Genomic DNA, 16,746 nt, shown 5'->3' on the forward strand with positions numbered 1-16,746 from the left:
ATGTTCCACAGCACACCCCGCCGCCGCACCTTCGCGGCGCTCACCACGTCGGTCGCGCTCGTCGCCGCCCTCGCCGCCTGCAGCTCGCCCGCCGCCGTCTCGGGCGGCGGCGAAGCCGCGGCCGCACCCGGCATCACCGACGACACCGTGACCATCGGCACGCACACGCCGCTCACGGGCCCGGCCGCCGCCGGGTACTCGTCGATCTCGGCCGCCACGAAGGCGTACTTCGACTACGTCAACGACCAGGGCGGCATCAACGGCCGCACCATCGAGTACCTCGTGAAGGACGACGGCTACAACCCGGCGACCACGCAGACCGTCGTGCGCGAACTCGTGCAGGAGGACGAGGTGTTCGCCATCCTGAACGGCCTCGGCACGCCCACGCACACCGCCGTGCTCGACTTCCTCAACCAGAACGAGGTGCCCGACCTGTTCGTGGCATCCGGTTCGACGAGCTGGAACCAGCCCGAGAAATACCCGTGGACCTTCGGATTCAACGCCGACTACGTCGTCGAGGGGGCCGCGCTCGCGCAGTACGCCGAAGACCAGGCGCCCGATGCGACCGTGTGCCTGCTCGGCCAGGACGACGACTTCGGCGACGAGTTCATCGAAGGTGCCGAACTCGTCCTCGGCGAGGGCGGGCTCGCGCACATCGAGCGGTACTCGGTGTCGAACCAGGACGTGACCGCGCAGATCGGCGCCATGCAGGCCGCCGGCTGCGAGATCAACCTGCTCGCGACCATCAACGGGTTCACCGCGCTCGCCGTGGGCACCGCCGCGAAGCTCGGCTGGTTCCCGCAGTGGTACTCGTCGTCGTCGGGCGGCGACTACCCGACGCTCGTCGGCTACCTGGGCGAAGACCTCGGCCCGAAGCTGCTCCAGGGCTTCACATCGTCGAACTACCTGCCGTTCAGCCCCTCGGGCGAGTGGGTCGCGCTGTTCCAGCAGATCAACGACGAGTACAACGACGGCGCACCGTTCACCGGCAACACCGTCTACGGCATGAGCGTCGGCTACCTGTTCGCCGAGGCGCTCGCGCGCGCCGGCGAACACCCCACCCGGCAGGGCATCGTCGACGCCATCACGTCGGGCGACCTGGTCGGCAACGGCATCGTGCCGCTCGCGTTCTCGGCCGACATTCACGCCGCCTACCTCGGCGTCGGCATCACGACCGTCGACCAGGGCGTGCAGGACTTCGTCGGCGCGACGTACGTGCTCGACGGCGACACCGTCGAGGCGGTCGAGCCCGAGGACGTGCCGGTCGAGAACGCCGGGGTGCCGACGGGCGACTGAACCCTCACGGCGCACCCGGAACGGGCCGGCCCTCCACGAGAGGGCCGGCCCGTGCGGCGTCAGTTCGCAGCTGCACGATCGATCGCCGTCACGACCGCCCACGGATGGTCGCGAGGAGAGACCCGGTGATCCCCGCGAGGCGCTCGGCGTCGGCCGGATCCAATGTGGAGAGCGTGAGCGGGACGGGCTTGTCGCGGTCGATCGCGGTCAGGGGTGCGGAAGGAGGGCGGTCGATGAAGTCGTGGATCGGCGCGACCGACTCGGTGACGGGGCGCGCCGAGAGGCGCGCGGCGGCGCGAATCGACGCACGCAGTACGGGTGGCAGCGGGCTGAGGTCTCCGCTCCTGGTGAAGCCGGGGTGGTAGAGCACATAGCGGATCGGGTTGTCGCGCCGGGCGGCGAAGGCGACGCCGAGCAGATCGTTGGCCCGGCCGGCCTGGAGTTGGGCGGCGACCATCCCGTAGCCGTGCTCGAGTTGCAGATCGCCCCAATGGATCCCGCCCTTCGTGATGCCGACTCCGGCGATGTTGACGATCACGCCGGACTCGCTGCGTCGAAGCTGCGGTGTTCCCGACCACCCCTCCCAGCGTCGAATACCGCCTCACCCCGCTCGGCGAGAGTCTGCTCGTGCCGCTGTCCGCCCTCGCCGACTGGGTCGTGGAACACCGAGCTGAGATTGCAGCACGACGACGCTCGGACTGAGCCGAACCCACGGACGCCCGTAGGATGGCCGGGCCGTGTCGGTCCGCGGCAGGGAGGGTGAGCACCGACGATGACGGATGCTGCGCCCGCAGATCCCGGTCGACCAGCCGACCGGGCGGCCGAAGCACACGCGCTCGCAGAGCGAGTCACGGCACCGTGGTTCTGGCGGCGCAGCAACGGCGGCGGGTCGCGGCCGCTGAGCGGCGCCGAGATCGAGTCCGCGCTGTTCGTCGAACTCGGCCTCCGCGACGAGTCGGCCCGCGTGTGGCGCGAGTCGCGCGCCGTCTCGGATCGCGCGCACCGACGGGTCGGAGCGCTGCTGCGTGCTCGGTACGGCATCCGCAGTCCCCGCGGCGGGCTGGTCACCGTCCTGGTGCTCGTGTGCGTGCTCGGCATGGTGGCGCCGCTCGTGCTGCTCGGGATCGGCTATCGCGGGCACGCGCTCGAACCCGATCCCCGAACCGGGGCACTCCTCACCGCGATCGTCGGCACGGTGATGCTGGCCGCGTCGATGCTCACGCTCGGACGGCCCGTCGCACGGCCCACCTTCTTCCAGTCGGGCGTCGTCTGCGTGCTGCTCGGCGGGTTCGCGCTGCTGTGGATCCTCGCGTCGGGCGCAGACCCGTCGACGCGGACCTGGTTGGCCGTCGGGGCGATCGGCCTCGTGCTCGCCGTCATCGTCTTCTGGTTCGGCCGGATCCGCGATCCCGAATCCACGGCCCGCATCGACGCCGCGCTCGAGACCGTGCGGGCCGAGGTGCTCGTCGAGGTCGAGCACGAGCGGCAGCGCCTGTTCGCCGAGCTCGAGCAGGTGTTCGCCGTTCGCGGTGACCGTGAGCTGCTGCGTCGCGCGCGCACCATCGCGCTGGCGGCGCTGCATGCCGGCGGCAACGACGCCGACGACACGCAGCCCGACAGCGTGCCGGGCGCGTACATCGTGGTGGAACGCACGAGCGACTGGCTGCCGAAGCGATGGCCGCCGTCATCGCGGCATCGCGGTGACGTGACGCGCTGAACACCGTGCCCGGCGGACGCGGGGGCTGACCGGGGCAGCCCGGCCCGGCCCCGCCTCAGCTCGCGACGCCGGCGAACTGCTCGACCAGGGAGCGCTTCAGCACCTTGCCGCTCGCGCCGATCGGCAGCTCGTCGACGACGTGCACGACGCGCGGGTACTTGTAGGCGGCGAGGCGCTCCTTCACGAACGTGACGACCTCGTCGGCGTCGAGCTCGTGCCCGTCGTGCGCGATGACGGCGGCGTGCACCTCCTGGCCGTGCACGTGGTCGTCGACGCCGAACACGGCCGACAGCGCGACGTGCGGGTGGCGTGCGAGCACCGCCTCGACCTCCGACGGGTACACGTTGTAGCCGTTGCGCACGATCATGTCCTTCTTGCGGTCGACGATCGTGACGACCCGGTCGGCGACGGTGCCGAGGTCGCCGGTGCGGAACCACCCGTCGACCATCACCTCGTCGGTCGCGTCGGGTCGGCCCAGGTACCCCTTCATGAGGTTGTGCCCGCGCACGACGATCTCGCCGAGCGCGCCGGGCTCGGCGAGCAGTTCGATGCGGCCCTCGACCTCGGGGTCGGCGACCGCGACGTCGACGCCCCAGAGCGGGCGGCCGACGGTGCCCGGGCGGATCGGCTCGCCGAGGATGTTCGACGACACGATCGGCGCGGTCTCGGTGAGGCCGTAGCCCTCGTGCACGTCGGCGGCGAACGCCTCGCGGAACGCCTCGAGCACCGCGACCGGCAGCGCCGCTCCGCCCGACACGGCGAACCGCAGCGGCGGGCGCGCCTCGGTGCGGCCGGCCGCCTCGATCAGCCCGACGAACATCGTCGGCACCGCCGTGAACACCGTCGCGCGGTGCGCGACGAGCAGCTCGACGGCCTGGTCGGGGTCGAACTTCGGCAGCAGGATGATCGACGCGCCGACCCGGAACGCGATGTTCAGCACCGCGGTCTGCCCGAACGCGTGGAACAGCGGCAGCCCGCCGAACACGACGTCGTCGGCCCTGATGTCGAACGAGTCGATGAGCGAGCAGTGCACCTGCTCGACGACCGCGAGGTGCGATCCGACGGCGCCCTTCGGGAACCCGGTCGTACCGCTCGTGTAGAGGATCGTCGCGGCATCCGTCGGTTGCACCGCGACGTGACGCTCGATGGGCGTCGCCGCGGATGCCTCGTCCTCGAGCCGCGGCAGCGGCGGCACCCCCGCGACGGTGCCCGGTGCGGGCAGCAGCACGGTCACGAGCGGCACGCCCGCGGCGGTCGCGGCGGGCACGGCCTCGCCGAGCAGGGGTGCGGCGACCACGACGAGGTCCGCGCCCGAGTCGCGCAGCACGTACTCGATCTCCTCGGCCTTGAACAGCAGGTGCACGGGCACGACGACCGCGCCGAGCGACAGAACCGCGTAGTAGACGCGCGCGAAGTCGGGCACGTTCGGCACGATGATCGCGACCCGGTCGCCGCGGCCGATGCCGCGGGCCGCGAGGGCGCCCGCGTAGGCGCGGGTCTGCTGCCACAGATCGCGGTACGTGGTGGTCGCGCCCATGAAGTGCAGGGCGGGCCGGTCGGGGTGCCGCGCCGCGGTCTCGGCGAGGATGCTCGCGACCGAGAGGGTGCCGAAGCCGGCGCCGTCGACGGCGGGGTCGGGGGAGTGCGTCATTGCAGGTTCCTTCCGTTGGGGTTGGGTGGTGGTCGGATGCCTCGGGCCGGGGTCACTCGCCCGCGGCGTGGTCGGCATGCCGGAGGTCGGCATGCCGGGGGTCGGCACGCCGGGGGTCGGCATGCCGCAGTTCGGCCCGCCCGAGCGAGGCGAGGTGCACCTCGTCGGGGCCGTCGGCGAGGCGCAGCGCACGCGCGCCGGCGTAGAGCTCGGCCAGCGGCTGGTCGGCGCTCAGCCCCGCCGCGCCGAACACCTGGATGGCCCGGTCGACGATGCGCTGCACCGCACGGGGCACGGCGATCTTGATCGCCTGGATCTCGGTCATCGCCCGTCGGTTGCCGACGGTGTCCATGAGCCATGCGGTCTTCAGCACGAGCAGTCGCAGCGCCTCGATCTCGACGCGCGCCTCGGCGACCCACTCGCGCACGACGCCCTGCTCGGCCAGCGGCACCCCGAACGCCACGCGCTCACGCGCCCGGTCGCCGACGAGCGCGAGCGCCCGCTCGGCCATGCCGATCGCGCGCATGCAGTGGTGGATGCGCCCCGGCCCGAGCCGCGCTTGCGCGATCGCGAACCCCTCGCCCTCGCCGCCCAACAGGTTCGCGGCGGGCACGCGCACGTCGTCGAACACGATCTCGGCATGCCCGCCGTGGTCGCGGTCGTCGTAGCCGAACACGGTGAGCGGCCGCACGACCCGCACCCCGGGAGCGTCCCGCGGCACCAGGATCATCGACTGCCGGCGGTGGCGCGGAGCATCCGGATCGGTCTTGCCCATCACGATGAGCAACCGCGCATCCGGGTTCATCGCACCCGTCGACCACCACTTGCGACCGGTGACCACGTAGTGGTCGCCGTCGCGGCGGATGCGGGTCGCGATGTTCGTGGCATCCGATGAGGCGACCTCGGGCTCGGTCATGCAGAACGCCGAGCGGATGCGCGCGTCGAGCAGCGGGTCGAGCCACTCGGCCTGCTGCGCGGGCGTGCCGAACTCGGCGAGCAGCTCCATGTTGCCGGTGTCGGGGGCCGCGCAGTTGAACGCGACCGGCGCGAGGCGCGGGCTCCAGCCGGTCTCCTCGGCGAGGGGCGCGTACTGCAGGTTCGTGAGGCCCGCGCCGCGCTCGCCGGGCAGGAACAGATTCCAGAGCCCGCGGTCGCGGGCGGCGGTGCGCAGGTCGTCGACGATCGGGCGGAAGCGCCACTCGTCGGGCGTCGCGGCGAGCTGGGCGTCGAGCACCGCCTCGGCGGGGATCGCCTCGTCGCGCACGAAGGCGCGCACCTCGTCGCGCAGGGCGGCGGTGCGGGAGTCGAGTGCGAAATCCATCAGCGGATGCCTCCGGCCGAGGCCGCGGCGGCTGCCGGCGCGGTGGCTGCGCGCCTCGTCGCCCACGCCAGCCCCTCGCGTGTGAGCGGTTCGACCAGCTCGCCGATGCGGTCGAAGCCGTCGCCGACGGTGCCGCCGGCCTGGAACCGGAAGTGGATGCCCTCGAGGATCACCGCGAGCTTGTACGCCGCGAACGCCCGGTACCACGCCAGGTCGGGTGCGCGTCGGCCGAGCCGGGCCGCGTACGCGTCGACGAGCTCGTCGAACGACGGGTAGCCGGCCACCGGGTCGACCGAGCTCGGCGCGATGCCGGAGCCGCCCGGCAGATCGGCGATGGTCCAGTAGAGGCCGAGCATGCCGAGGTCGACGAGCGGGTCGCCGATCGTCGCCATCTCCCAGTCGAGGATCGCCGCGATCCGCGGCGCCTCGACCGGCCCGGCGACGATCGCGTTGTCGAGGCGGTAGTCGCCGTGCACGAGGGTCGAGACGGATGCCTCAGGGCGGCGCTCGCCGAGCCGGTGCTGCAGTTCGTCGAGCGCGGGCAGCTCGCGCGACCGGCTGGCGTCGTACTGGCGCCGCCAGGTCGCGAGCTGCCGGTCGAGGTAGCCGTCGCCGCGGCCGAACCCGTCGAGGCCGACCCGATCGGGATCGACCGAGTGCAGCTCGGCGAGCACCTCGGCGAGTTCGAGGCCGAGTCGGTGCAGCGCGGCGGGCGGGCGGCCGGCGTTGTGCCGGCGGTCGTTCAGCACGACACCCTCGACGCGCTCCATCAGGAAGAACGGCGTGCCGGTCACGCGCGCGTCGGCGGTGTCGTCGACGACGTCGATCGCGTCGGGCACCGGCACCGCCGAGTCCCGGAGCGCGTCGATCACCCGGTGCTCGCGGAACATGTCGTGCGCGCTCGAGAGCACGTGCCCGAGCGGCGGACGGCGCAGCACGAGCGGCCGCGCGGCGCCGTCGACGCGGTAGGTGAGGTTGCTGCGCCCGCCGGCGATGAGGGTCGCGGTGAGCGGAGTGGCGGGGTCGTCGCCCGCCACGAGCTCGGGATGCTCCGCCGCGATCCAGCGGGTCAGCCCCGCGGTGTCCAGGCCAGGGACGTCGGTCATCCTCGACCGCCTCTCGTCGTCTCGCGGCGCTGCGCGCCGTTCGTCATCAGGTGGTGCCGGCGTCGGCGCGAGGCATCCGATCGGAGCCCGGCGTTCGCCGCACCTCGACAGCATACCGCGCGGTCGGTATGTACCGCGACCGCCGGAAACCGACTGTGCCGGCCTGACCGCGTGCGCGGCGTAGGAGATTCCCGGCGACTCGCCGAGGATGCCGGCGGGCGATCGGCGTGTCGCTGCGAATTTCCTACGCCGCGCACGCGGTCGGCGCGGTCGGCACCGGTCGGCACCGGTCGGCGGGGCCGGCACGCGGCTCAGGCGCCGAGCCGCGCCTCGATCGCGGCGCGCACGCCCGCCGGGATGTCCACCGGCCGCCGGTCGTCGGCCCCGACGAACACGTGCACGAACGAGCCCTCGGCGATCGGGGCATCCGAACCCGGCCGGAGGATCCCGAGCGACCAGGTGACGCTGGTGCGCCCGAGCCGGCCCACGCCGATGCCGACCTCGAGCTCTTCTGGGTACGAGGCCGACGCGTGGTACTCGCACGACGACGCCTTCACGACCGCGATCGGCCCGTCACCGTGCGGGTCGAGCCCGCCGTGGCGGATCATCCACGCGTTCACGGCCGTGTCCATCGCGGCGTAGTAGACGACGTTGTTGACGTGCCCGTACTGGTCGTTGTCGTTCCAGCGGGTCGGGAAGGGGTGGCGGTCGGGCCAGCGCGTCATCGGGGCATCCGTTCGGGTCGGGATCGGGGCAGGGGTTCAGTCGGCCCGCAGCAGCACGCGGAACGCGACCCGTGCGCGCTCGGCGCTGGGCTGGTCGCCGGTGATGAGGTCGGCGTAGGTGAACGACTCCGACACCCGCACGAGCAGGTACGCGAGCGACGCCGGGTCGATCGCGCCGCCGAGCGGCGTCTCGCCGAGGTCGCGCCGCACGAGCCACTCGGCGGTCGCGAGGTAGCGGCGCTGGATCTCGCTCTCCTTCGTGGTGAGCAGCCGCAGCGCCCGCGCGGGCTCGCGTCGCAGGAACTGGCGGAAGTAGTCGGCCCGGTTCAGGTCGGCGACGAAGTGGGTGAGGATCGCGGCGACCCGCTCGGCGCCCGCGAGTCCGGCTTCGTCGCCGGCCTCCTCGGCCTGTGCGAGGGTCGGCATGGCCAGCGACCACAGCACCTCGCTGAGCAGTGCGTCGCGGTTGCCCACCCAGCGGAACAGCGACGTGCGATCGACGCCGAGCGAGGTCGCGAGCGCACCCATGTCGATGCGGCGGCCCGCGATGAAGGTCTCGCGGGCCTCGTCGAACGCCCGGCGTGCGTCGGCGTGCGTCTCGAGGCGCTCGCTCAGCCACGAGGGCGCGGACTCGAGGCCGACCGTCGCGATCGGCGGGCGGGAGGGCGTCGCGGATGCTCCGGATGCGCCGGATGCGCCGGATGCACCGGGCTCGACCGTCGCGGTGGAGGACGTGGAGGGCATGCGGGAATCGTACCCCCGTGGCATCCGAATGATGCAACATTCTAGAAAATGTTGCATACTGCCTGTGATCACCGACGATCGGAGACCCCATGACCCTCACCATCACCACCCCCCTCGACGGCCCCGACGAGGCCGTCGGCGAGCCGGCCGCCCTGCTCGACGCCGACTTCTACCGCTTCCAGCAGAAGCTGACGCCCGCCGAGCAGGCGTCGATCGCCGACATCCGCGCGTTCTTCGAGCGCGAGGTGCGCCCGCACGCCGACGACCTGTGGGAGCGCGCCGAGAGCCCGCGGCACCTCATCCCCGGCTTCGCCGAGCTCGGCATGTTCGGCTCGGCCCTGCCCGAGGTGCGCCACTTCGCGAACAGCGCCGTCTACCGCGGCTGGGTCGCGCTCGAGATCTCGCGCATCGACCCGTCGTGCGCGACGTTCGTCGGCGTGCACTCGGGGCTCGCGATGAACTCCATCGCCGTCGGCGGCTCGCCCGAGCAGAAAGCCGAGTGGCTGGAGCCGATGGCCCGCGGCGAGCTGATCGGCGCCTTCGGGCTCACCGAGCCCGGGCACGGCTCCGACACCGCGCGCGGCCTCGAGACGACCGCCACCCGGCGCACCGCCGCCGACGGCAGCGACGAGTGGGTGCTGAACGGCGCCAAGCGCTGGATCGGCAACGCGACGTTCGCCGACGTCGTCGTGATCTGGGCGCGCGACACCGCCGACGACCAGGTCAAGGGATTCCTCGTGCGCCAGCCCGCAGCCGGCTTCACCGCCACGAAGATCGAGCGCAAGCAGTCGCTGCGCGGCGTGCAGAACGCCGACATCGTGCTCGACGGCGTGATCGTGCCCGAGTCCGACCGGCTCCAGGCGATCAACGGATTCCGCGACCTCGCGGTCGTGCTGCGCCTCACCCGCGAGGGCGTCGCGTGGCAGGCCGTCGGCGTCGCCGTCGGCGCCTACGAGGCGGCGCTCGCCTACGCGAAGGAGCGCGTGCAGTTCGGCAAGCCGATCGCATCGTTCCAGCTCGTGCAGCAGAAGCTCGCCGAGTCGATCGGCGACATCACCGCGTCGATCGCGATGTGCGTGCGCGTCAGCGAGATGCTCGACGAGGACGAGCAGAAGGACCACCACTCGGCCATGGCGAAGGCGTACGTCACGAAGAAGATGCGCGAGGTCGTCGCCCGCTGCCGCGAGCTCGTCGGCGGCAACGGGATCCAGCTCGACCACGGCGTCGCCCGCTTCTTCGCCGACGCCGAAGCGGTGTACACGTTCGAGGGCACCTACGACATGAACACCCTCATCGTCGGCCGGGCCATCACCGGCATCGCGGCGTTCCACTGATCGGGGATGACACGCATGACCGAAGCCTTCATCGTCGCCACCGCCCGTTCGCCGATCGGGCGCGCCCGCAAAGGGTCGCTCGTCGATCTGCGACCCGACGACCTCGCCGCGCAGATGGTCGCCGCCGCGCTCGCCGCGGTGCCGGGGCTCGACCCCGCCCGCGTCGAGGACCTGCTCATCGGCTGCGGTCAGCCCGCGGGCGAGCAGGGCAACAACCTCGCCCGCATCGTGGCCGTGCTGCTCGAGCTCGACGGCGTGCCCGGCACGACCGTGAACCGGTACTGCTCGTCGAGCCTGCAGACCACGCGCATGGCGTTCCACGCGATCAAGGCCGGCGAGGGCGACGTGTTCGTCTCGGCCGGGGTCGAGTCGGTCACGCACTACGACCGCGGCGCGGCGGATGTCACGCCCGGCGTCGATGTGCGCAACCCGAGGTTCGCGGAGTCGTGGGCGCGCACCGACGCACGGGCCGGGGGTGAGGCATCCGCTCGCCCGTGGCGCGACCCGCGCGACGACGGCGCGCTGCCCGACCCGTACATCGCGATGGGCCAGACCGCCGAGAACGTCGCCGAGCTGATGGGCGTGACCCGCGCCGAGCAGGACGAGTTCGCCGCACGCAGCCAGCAGCGCGCCGAGCGCGCGATCGCCTCCGGGTTCTGGGCGCGCGAGATCACGCCCGTCACGCTGCCCGACGGGCGGGTGGTCGACGCCGACGACGGCCCCCGCGCCGGGGTCACGGTCGAGGCGCTCGCCGGGCTCGACCCGGTGTTCCGCGCCGACGGAACCGTGACGGCGGGCAACTGCTGCCCGCTCAACGACGGCGCGGCGGCCGTGGTCGTGGTGTCCGAGCGCATTGTCGACGAGCTCGGCCTGCAGCCGCTCGCGCGCATCGTCTCGACGGGCGTCTCGGCGCTCTCGCCCGAGATCATGGGCCTCGGCCCAGTGGATGCCTCGCGGCAGGCGCTCACCCGCGCCGGCCTGTCGATCGACGACATCGACCTCGTCGAGCTGAACGAGGCGTTCGCGGCCCAGGTGATCCCGTCGGCACGCGAGCTCGGCATCGACCCCGAGCGGCTGAACGTGCACGGCGGGGCGATCGCGGTGGGGCATCCGTTCGGCATGACGGGCGCGCGCATCACCTCGACGCTGCTGAACGGCCTCGCCGCGACCGGCGGCCGGTACGGCCTCGAGACCATGTGCGTCGGCGGCGGCCAGGGCATGGCGATGGTGGTCGAGCGGGTCTGATTTGCGCTCTACACAGATGGATGCCTCGTGCTTCGCGCTCGAGGCATCCGTGCTGTTGCTCGTGATGAGACGCGGATTCCGCGGGGCCTACGGCCAACGCACGCGACCCGGCGTCCCGTCCGAATCCGATGGGCGGCTCAGTGCATCCTCTGCTCGCAATGCCGTAATGTCGCGGACCATGCCGGTCACGGACAGGACGAGCAGGATCGCGACGACGACCGCGATCACCGTTGACACGATGTGCAAGACGACGAAGACGACGGGCGACGTGGCGAGGGCGCCGGCGAGTGCTGCGCTCACCGCGACCATCCAACAGAGGATCCCGGCGGGTCGGAGGTTGGTGCGCGCCAGCGCGGCGAGCCACCCGAAGAACCAGATCAACGGCGGCGCGACCATCGCGACGACGACGAGCGCGGTGTTCATCAGGTCGGGGTCGAGGGCGATCGGCGTGGCGAACCAGCCGTCTGCGGTGATGTGTTCAGCCTCGGCCACGCGCTGGTTGACGAAGAGCACGGCGGCGAATCCCAGGTAGAACGCGCAACACCCCGCGGCGAGGATTCCCGTCGCGATACGGAATCGTCGTCGATGTCGGCTCATCCCTGCCGCTCGGTTCGTGGAATCTGCGTCACACTCTTCTCGTGTTCGGCGTGCATCTGGACGTGAGCATATCGATCTCGCTGGTTCCGGACATGATCAGACGAACGCACGAGACGAGGGAGGCGAAATGCGGGAACGGCCTCCCGAGCCAAGGTGTTTAGCGTCTGGACACTTGCGCTGTTTAGGAACTAAACTTAGACTGTGAAGGCACGCGAGGTGAACCGGGCGATCGAGGTCCGCGGTGGCGCGGTGCTCCGCCAGAAGGGATCGCACCGCTTCTACCGGGTCGAGGTCGACGGTGTCGTTGGGCACACCACGGTCCCACAGCACACCGGCGATATCCCGACCGGGCTCCTCCGCAAGATCGAACGAGACCTCGAACCGGTGCTCGGGAAGGGATGGCTCCGATGAGCTACACGGTCGAAGTGACCCGCGAGGGCGACGCGTGGATCGCAGACGTCATCGACCTCGACGGAGCCCACACCTACGCGCGCAACCTCACCGCCCTCGACGAGGCTGTGCACGAGGTCATCGCGCTCGTCACCGATGCTGCTGACGACGACGAACGCCCTGACCTGCACTACGTCTACGTCGGCGTCGACGCCGAGTTCACCCGCGCCGCCGAGCTCGGCGAAGCTCGTGATGCTGCCGAACGCCGGCAGCGTGACCTCAATGCCGCAACGGCTACGACCGCGGCGAAGCTGGCAGCAGCCGGCTACTCGGTGCGCGACATCGCCGGCGTGCTCAAGATGTCGCCAGGCCGTGTCTCTCAGATCCTCGGGTCGAAGGGCGTGAACCCGAAGGTTCAGAACCGGGTGAATCGAGGCAAGCGCGCCATCAACGGGCCGACCGCTGCACGAGTCACGTCGCCGTCGTAGGAGTGCTCTCGGCGGCGACTGTTGATGGCTGACCGCGCCCGCCCGGGAGTGACGCGCGGGACGAGAGGAAGCAGATGAGATCGACATCGCGCAGCGCCGATCGGATCGACGCATGGGCGTGATCCTCGTCTTGAGCCTGATCGCACCGGGAGCCCTGATCGGCGGATGGCTGCTCGGAGCCGGTGTCCTGTTCCCCACGTCGGTCTTCAGCACACGCGAAGACCTGAATCACTTCGACCCGGTTCCGGTCTGGAATGCGTACGTGATCACGGGAAGCGGCCTGCTCGGCGGGTTGACGAGGCCGCGAGCAACAGAATGGATGCCTCGGGCGTCGCGCCCGAGGCATCCATTCGTGTTCGTCGCAACGGTCGACGCTCAGCCCGGCACGATCAGCGTCACCCACTGGGCGACGAGGGCGGGGCGGCCTGCGCCCTCGATCTCGATCGCGAGGTCTTGGACGACACGGATGCCGGTGCCGGTCTGCTCGGCCGACGCGATCGAGCCGACCGCGCGCACGCGCGAGCCGACCGTGACCGGCTGCAAGAATCGCACCTTCTCGAACCCGTAGTTCACCCCCATCGCGACGCCGTCGACGGCGAGCAGGGGCCCGGCGAGCGCGGTGAGCAGTGAGAGCGTGAGGAACCCGTGTGCGATGGGCGCGCCGAACGGACCGGCGGCGGCCCGCTCGACGTCGACGTGGATCCACTGGTGGTCGTCGGTCGCGTCGGCGAACGCGTCGATGCGCGCCTGGTCGATCGCGAACCAGTCGCCGGGTCCGAGCGCGGTTCCGGCGGCGCCGAGCAGGTCGGCGGGCGAAGCGAAGCGGGCGGGCGCGGTGCGCGCGTCGGGTGCGGTGCTCATGCGCGCGGCCCACCCGCCACGTAGAGCACCTGGCCCGACACGAACCCGGTCTCTTCGGAGGCGAAGAACGAGACGGCGGCGGCGATGTCCTCGGGCTGCCCGGCGCGCCCGACGGGGATCTCGCGCGCCGCGGCCGCGAGGAAGTCCTCGAACGGCACGCCGACGCGTTCGGCGGTCGCGCGCGTCATATCGGTCTCGATGAACCCGGGTGCGACCGCGTTCGCGGTGACGCCGTACCGGCCGAGTTCGATCGCGAGGGTCTTCGTGAAGCCCTGCATGCCGGCCTTCGCAGCGGCGTAGTTCGCCTGCCCGCGGTTGCCGAGCGCCGACGTCGACGACAGGTTGACGATGCGCCCCCACCCAGCCTCGACCTGGTGCGCCTGCACCGCGCGCGACATGAGGAACGCGCCGCGCAGGTGCACGTTCAGCACCGCGTCCCAGTCGGCCTCGCTCATCTTGAACAGCAGGTTGTCGCGCAGGATCCCGGCGTTGTTCACGAGGATCGTCGGCGCGCCGAGCTCGTCGGTCACGCGGGCGACGGCGGATGCGACGGCGTCGGCGTCGGAGACGTCCGCCCCGACCGCGATCGCGCGACCGCCGTCGGCCTCGATCGAGGCCGCGGTCGCGGCGGCCTGGTCTTCGAGCAGGTCGACGACGGCGACGGCGTGCCCGTCGGCGGCGAGTCGGCGTGCGGTCGCGGCGCCGATGCCGCGGGCGGCTCCGGTGACGATGGCGGTGCGGGTCATGCGGTGGTCCTCTCGGTTGCGGGGGTGGTGGGGCGGTCGGGCGAAGCGGATGCCTCGAGGTCGATGAGCTGGCGCAGTTCGTCGCCGGCGGCGAGTCGGTCCATCGCGGCGTCGATCTCGTCGAGGCGGATGCGCGACGACACCAGCCGTTCGAGCGGCAACCGGCCGGCTCGCCACAGGTCGACGTAGCGCGGGATGTCTCGGCTCGGCACCGCGGAGCCCAGGTAGCTGCCGATCACGGTTCGCGCCTCGGCGGTGAGGGCGAGCGGTGAGACCGACGCCCTCGCCCCGGGTGCCGGCAGGCCGACGGTCACGGTCGTACCGCCCGGCGCCGTGAGCGCGAACGCGGTCTCGAACGCGCGCGCCGACCCGGCGGCCTCGATCACGACGGGAGCGCGCAGGCCTCGGTCGGTCGCGTCCTGCGGCAGCAGCGCATCGGATGCTCCGAAGCCGCGTGCGAGGTCGAGCTTGGCGGGCACGGCGTCGACGCCGACGACCTCGTGGCCGAGCGCGATCGCGACGAGCAAGGCCGCCATGCCGACGCCGCCGAGGCCGACCACGATGACGCGGTCGCCGGGTGCGGGTCGGCCGGCGTTCACGACCGCGCCGCCGCCCGTGAGCACCGCGCAGCCCAGCAGCGCGGCGACGTCGGCGGGCACGTCGGCCTCGACCGGCACGATCGAGGTGCGGCTCACGACCGCGTGCGTGGCGAACGCGCTGACGCCGAGGTGGTGGTGCACGGGCTGGGCGCGTTCGCCGGGCTCGCCCGCGTCGCGTCGCAGCCGGATGCCGCCGCCGACCAGCGTGCCCGCGGTGTTCGCCGCCGTGCCGACATCGCACGGCAGGCGTCCGTCGGTGCGGCAGCCGTCGCACTCGCCGCACCGGGGGAGGAACGTCATCACCACGCGCGTGCCGACCGCGAGATCGTCGACGCCGGCGCCGATCTGTTCGACGATGCCCGCGGCCTCGTGGCCGAGCAGCATCGGCGTCGGTCGCACGCGGTTGCCGTCGACGACGCTGAGGTCGGAGTGGCAGACGCCGGCGGCCTCGATGCGCACGAGCACCTCGCCGGGGCCCGGCGGGTCGAGTTCGAGCTCACCGACCGTGAACGGGCGGCTCACCGCGAACGGCGCCTCGGCGCCCGAGCGTTCGAGCACGGCTCCGGTGATGCGCATCTCGCCTCCTCGTCGAGTTGTCGCACGAATCGTGCGCAAGATGACAAGCATACCGACCGCGCGGTATGTTGAGTCAACTCTCGCGCCGAGCGCGACGAGCCTCCCACCGACGACGCTGAGGAGCACCCATGACGAACACCACCACCGAACGCGACCGCACCGCGAGCAGCCCCGCCCCCGAACCCGCCGGCACCTGCGCGCCCGAGTTCGCCGCCCTCCGCGACGAGTTCGCCCACCGGCTCGCGAACGGCGACGAGCTCGGAGCATCCGTCGCCGTATTCGTGGGCGACGACCTCGTCGTCGACCTCTGGGGCGGCTTCGCCGACGCGAACCGTACCCGGCCGTGGCAGCGCGACACGCTCACCAACGTGTGGTCGATCTCGAAGACGGTGAGCGCGCTCGCCGCGCTCGTGCTCATCGACCGCGGGCAACTCGACCCCGACCGGCCCGTCGCGCAGTACTGGCCCGAGTTCGCCGCCGCCGGCAAGGAGGGCGTGCTGGTCAAGCACGTGCTCATGCACACGTCGGGCGTCTCGGGGTGGGCGCAGCCCATCGCGCCGGCCGACCTGTACGACCAGCCGGCGGCGGCTGCGCGACTCGCCGCCCAGCCGAGCTGGTGGCCCGCGGGCGCGATGTCGGGCTACCACCTGCTCGACTACGGGCACCTCGTCGGCGAACTCGTGCGGCGGGTCGACGGGCGGGCGCTCGGCGACTTCGTGCGGGAGGAGCTCGCCGAGCCGCTGGGCGCCGACTTCTGGCTCGGCCTGCCCGAGTCGGAGCATCACCGGGTGAGCGACGTCGTTCCGCCCGCCGGCACCCTCGATCTCGGCGCGGTGCCGCCCGACTCGCCCGCGTTCCGCACCTTCACCGGCCCGATCCTGAGTGCCGAGCTCACCTGGACCTCCGAGTGGCGCACGGCCGGCATCGGCGGCGCCGGCGGGCAGGGCAACGCCCGTTCGGTCGCCCGGTTGAACTCGGTGCTCGCCGGCCGAGGCGAGGCCGGCGGCCGTCGCATCGTCGCGCCCGAGACCGTCGAGCGGGTGTTCGCCGAGCACACCGACGGCATCGACCTCGTGCTCGGCATCCCGCTGAGGTTCGCGCTCGGGTGGGCGGTGTCGAATCCCGTCTCGACGCCCGCGATCCCCGAGGGCCGGGTCGCGTTCTGGGGCGGGTGGGGCGGTTCGATCGTGATCGCCGACGCCGACCGCGGCGTCACCTTCGCCTACGTGATGAACCGGATGTCTCCGGGAATCATCGGCTCGGAGCGGTCGGACGCGTACACGCGGGCGGTGTACGCCGCGCTTTGAGCCGCGCACTCGCAACCGAGGCACCGTGTTCAGACGGAGGCAC

Annotated in this window: 17 protein-coding genes and 1 pseudogene; 8 read left to right on the plus strand and 10 right to left on the minus strand. The window is 72.0% G+C overall.

All coding sequences use genetic code 11. The features are described 5' to 3' along the window. Complete coding sequence (locus FLP10_RS11535; protein ID WP_149160994.1) at positions 1-1,296, plus strand: ABC transporter substrate-binding protein; 1,296 nt, start codon at positions 1-3, stop codon at positions 1,294-1,296. Between the two features lie 88 nt (positions 1,297-1,384). On the opposite strand, the gene FLP10_RS11540 is transcribed toward FLP10_RS11535, so the two are convergent. After that, positions 1,385-1,834: a hypothetical protein gene (locus FLP10_RS11540; protein ID WP_149160995.1), complete on the minus strand. Its 450-nt coding sequence runs from the start codon at positions 1,832-1,834 to the stop codon at positions 1,385-1,387. 17 nt (positions 1,835-1,851) lie between these two features. On the opposite strand from FLP10_RS11540, the pseudogene FLP10_RS11545 reads away from it, so the two are divergent. After that, positions 1,852-1,998, plus strand: a pseudogene (locus tag FLP10_RS11545) (winged helix-turn-helix transcriptional regulator); the annotation flags it as partial. Between the two features lie 70 nt (positions 1,999-2,068). Beyond that, positions 2,069-3,013, plus strand: a complete 945-nt coding sequence (locus FLP10_RS11550; RefSeq protein WP_149160997.1) for a hypothetical protein — start codon at positions 2,069-2,071, stop codon at positions 3,011-3,013. Between the two features lie 55 nt (positions 3,014-3,068). Here FLP10_RS11550 and FLP10_RS11555 read toward each other — a convergent pair whose 3' ends face one another. The 5 genes from FLP10_RS11555 to FLP10_RS11575 all read right to left on the minus strand — a co-directional run bounded on the left by FLP10_RS11555 (position 3,069) and on the right by FLP10_RS11575 (position 8,560). Next, positions 3,069-4,664, minus strand: coding sequence for a long-chain-fatty-acid--CoA ligase (locus tag FLP10_RS11555; RefSeq protein ID WP_149160998.1), 1,596 nt, complete (start codon positions 4,662-4,664; stop codon positions 3,069-3,071). A gap of 52 nt (positions 4,665-4,716) precedes the next feature. Further along, on the minus strand, positions 4,717-5,985 hold the full coding sequence (locus tag FLP10_RS11560) for an acyl-CoA dehydrogenase family protein (RefSeq protein ID WP_149160999.1): 1,269 nt from the start codon (positions 5,983-5,985) through the stop codon (positions 4,717-4,719). Continuing rightward, a complete protein-coding gene (locus FLP10_RS11565; protein WP_149161000.1) occupies positions 5,985-7,091 on the minus strand; it encodes a phosphotransferase family protein in 1,107 nt (368 codons plus the stop codon). The genes FLP10_RS11560 and FLP10_RS11565 overlap by 1 nt, the downstream gene beginning before the upstream one ends. A 311-nt stretch (positions 7,092-7,402) precedes the next feature. Next, the gene (locus tag FLP10_RS11570) at positions 7,403-7,816 is read right to left on the minus strand and encodes an acyl-CoA thioesterase (RefSeq protein WP_149161001.1); all 414 of its coding nucleotides are present in this window, start codon (positions 7,814-7,816) and stop codon (positions 7,403-7,405) included. A 36-nt stretch (positions 7,817-7,852) separates the two neighbouring features. Next, complete coding sequence (locus tag FLP10_RS11575) at positions 7,853-8,560, minus strand: QsdR family transcriptional regulator (RefSeq protein WP_168209185.1); 708 nt, start codon at positions 8,558-8,560, stop codon at positions 7,853-7,855. Positions 8,561-8,649: 89 nt separating this feature from the next. Here FLP10_RS11575 and FLP10_RS11580 point away from each other — a divergent pair, with 89 nt between their 5' ends. Then, on the plus strand, positions 8,650-9,894 hold the full coding sequence (locus FLP10_RS11580; protein ID WP_149161002.1) for an acyl-CoA dehydrogenase family protein: 1,245 nt from the start codon (positions 8,650-8,652) through the stop codon (positions 9,892-9,894). Positions 9,895-9,909: 15 nt separating this feature from the next. Then, the gene (locus FLP10_RS11585) at positions 9,910-11,139 is read left to right on the plus strand and encodes an acetyl-CoA C-acetyltransferase (RefSeq protein ID WP_149161003.1); all 1,230 of its coding nucleotides are present in this window, start codon (positions 9,910-9,912) and stop codon (positions 11,137-11,139) included. An 87-nt stretch (positions 11,140-11,226) separates the two neighbouring features. On the opposite strand, the gene FLP10_RS11590 is transcribed toward FLP10_RS11585, so the two are convergent. Further along, the gene (locus FLP10_RS11590) at positions 11,227-11,736 is read right to left on the minus strand and encodes a hypothetical protein (protein WP_149161004.1); all 510 of its coding nucleotides are present in this window, start codon (positions 11,734-11,736) and stop codon (positions 11,227-11,229) included. Positions 11,737-11,937: 201 nt separating this feature from the next. On the opposite strand from FLP10_RS11590, the gene FLP10_RS11595 reads away from it, so the two are divergent. Then, the gene (locus FLP10_RS11595; protein WP_149161005.1) at positions 11,938-12,147 is read left to right on the plus strand and encodes a type II toxin-antitoxin system HicA family toxin; all 210 of its coding nucleotides are present in this window, start codon (positions 11,938-11,940) and stop codon (positions 12,145-12,147) included. Beyond that, positions 12,144-12,614 carry a type II toxin-antitoxin system HicB family antitoxin gene (locus FLP10_RS11600; protein ID WP_149161006.1) on the plus strand — a complete coding sequence of 157 codons (471 nt, stop codon included), beginning with the start codon at positions 12,144-12,146 and terminating at the stop codon, positions 12,612-12,614. The genes FLP10_RS11595 and FLP10_RS11600 overlap by 4 nt, the downstream gene beginning before the upstream one ends. A 375-nt stretch (positions 12,615-12,989) precedes the next feature. Here FLP10_RS11600 and FLP10_RS11605 read toward each other — a convergent pair whose 3' ends face one another. From FLP10_RS11605 to FLP10_RS11615, 3 genes are read right to left on the minus strand one after another with little or no spacing between them, the layout of a single operon-like run. Next, complete coding sequence (locus tag FLP10_RS11605) at positions 12,990-13,475, minus strand: MaoC family dehydratase (protein WP_149161007.1); 486 nt, start codon at positions 13,473-13,475, stop codon at positions 12,990-12,992. Next, on the minus strand, positions 13,472-14,221 hold the full coding sequence (fabG, locus tag FLP10_RS11610) for a 3-oxoacyl-ACP reductase FabG (protein ID WP_149161008.1): 750 nt from the start codon (positions 14,219-14,221) through the stop codon (positions 13,472-13,474). Before fabG ends, FLP10_RS11605 begins: the two co-directional genes overlap by 4 nt. Continuing rightward, positions 14,218-15,396, minus strand: coding sequence for an alcohol dehydrogenase catalytic domain-containing protein (locus FLP10_RS11615; protein WP_149161009.1), 1,179 nt, complete (start codon positions 15,394-15,396; stop codon positions 14,218-14,220). Before FLP10_RS11615 ends, fabG begins: the two co-directional genes overlap by 4 nt. Before the next feature lie 128 nt (positions 15,397-15,524). On the opposite strand from FLP10_RS11615, the gene FLP10_RS11620 reads away from it, so the two are divergent. Further along, positions 15,525-16,703, plus strand: coding sequence for a serine hydrolase domain-containing protein (locus FLP10_RS11620; RefSeq protein ID WP_149161010.1), 1,179 nt, complete (start codon positions 15,525-15,527; stop codon positions 16,701-16,703). Positions 16,704-16,746 lie beyond the last annotated feature (43 nt).

Origin of the sequence: Agromyces intestinalis (assembly GCF_008365295.1) — a bacterium.
Taxonomy (GTDB): Bacteria; Actinomycetota; Actinomycetes; order Actinomycetales; family Microbacteriaceae; genus Agromyces; species Agromyces intestinalis.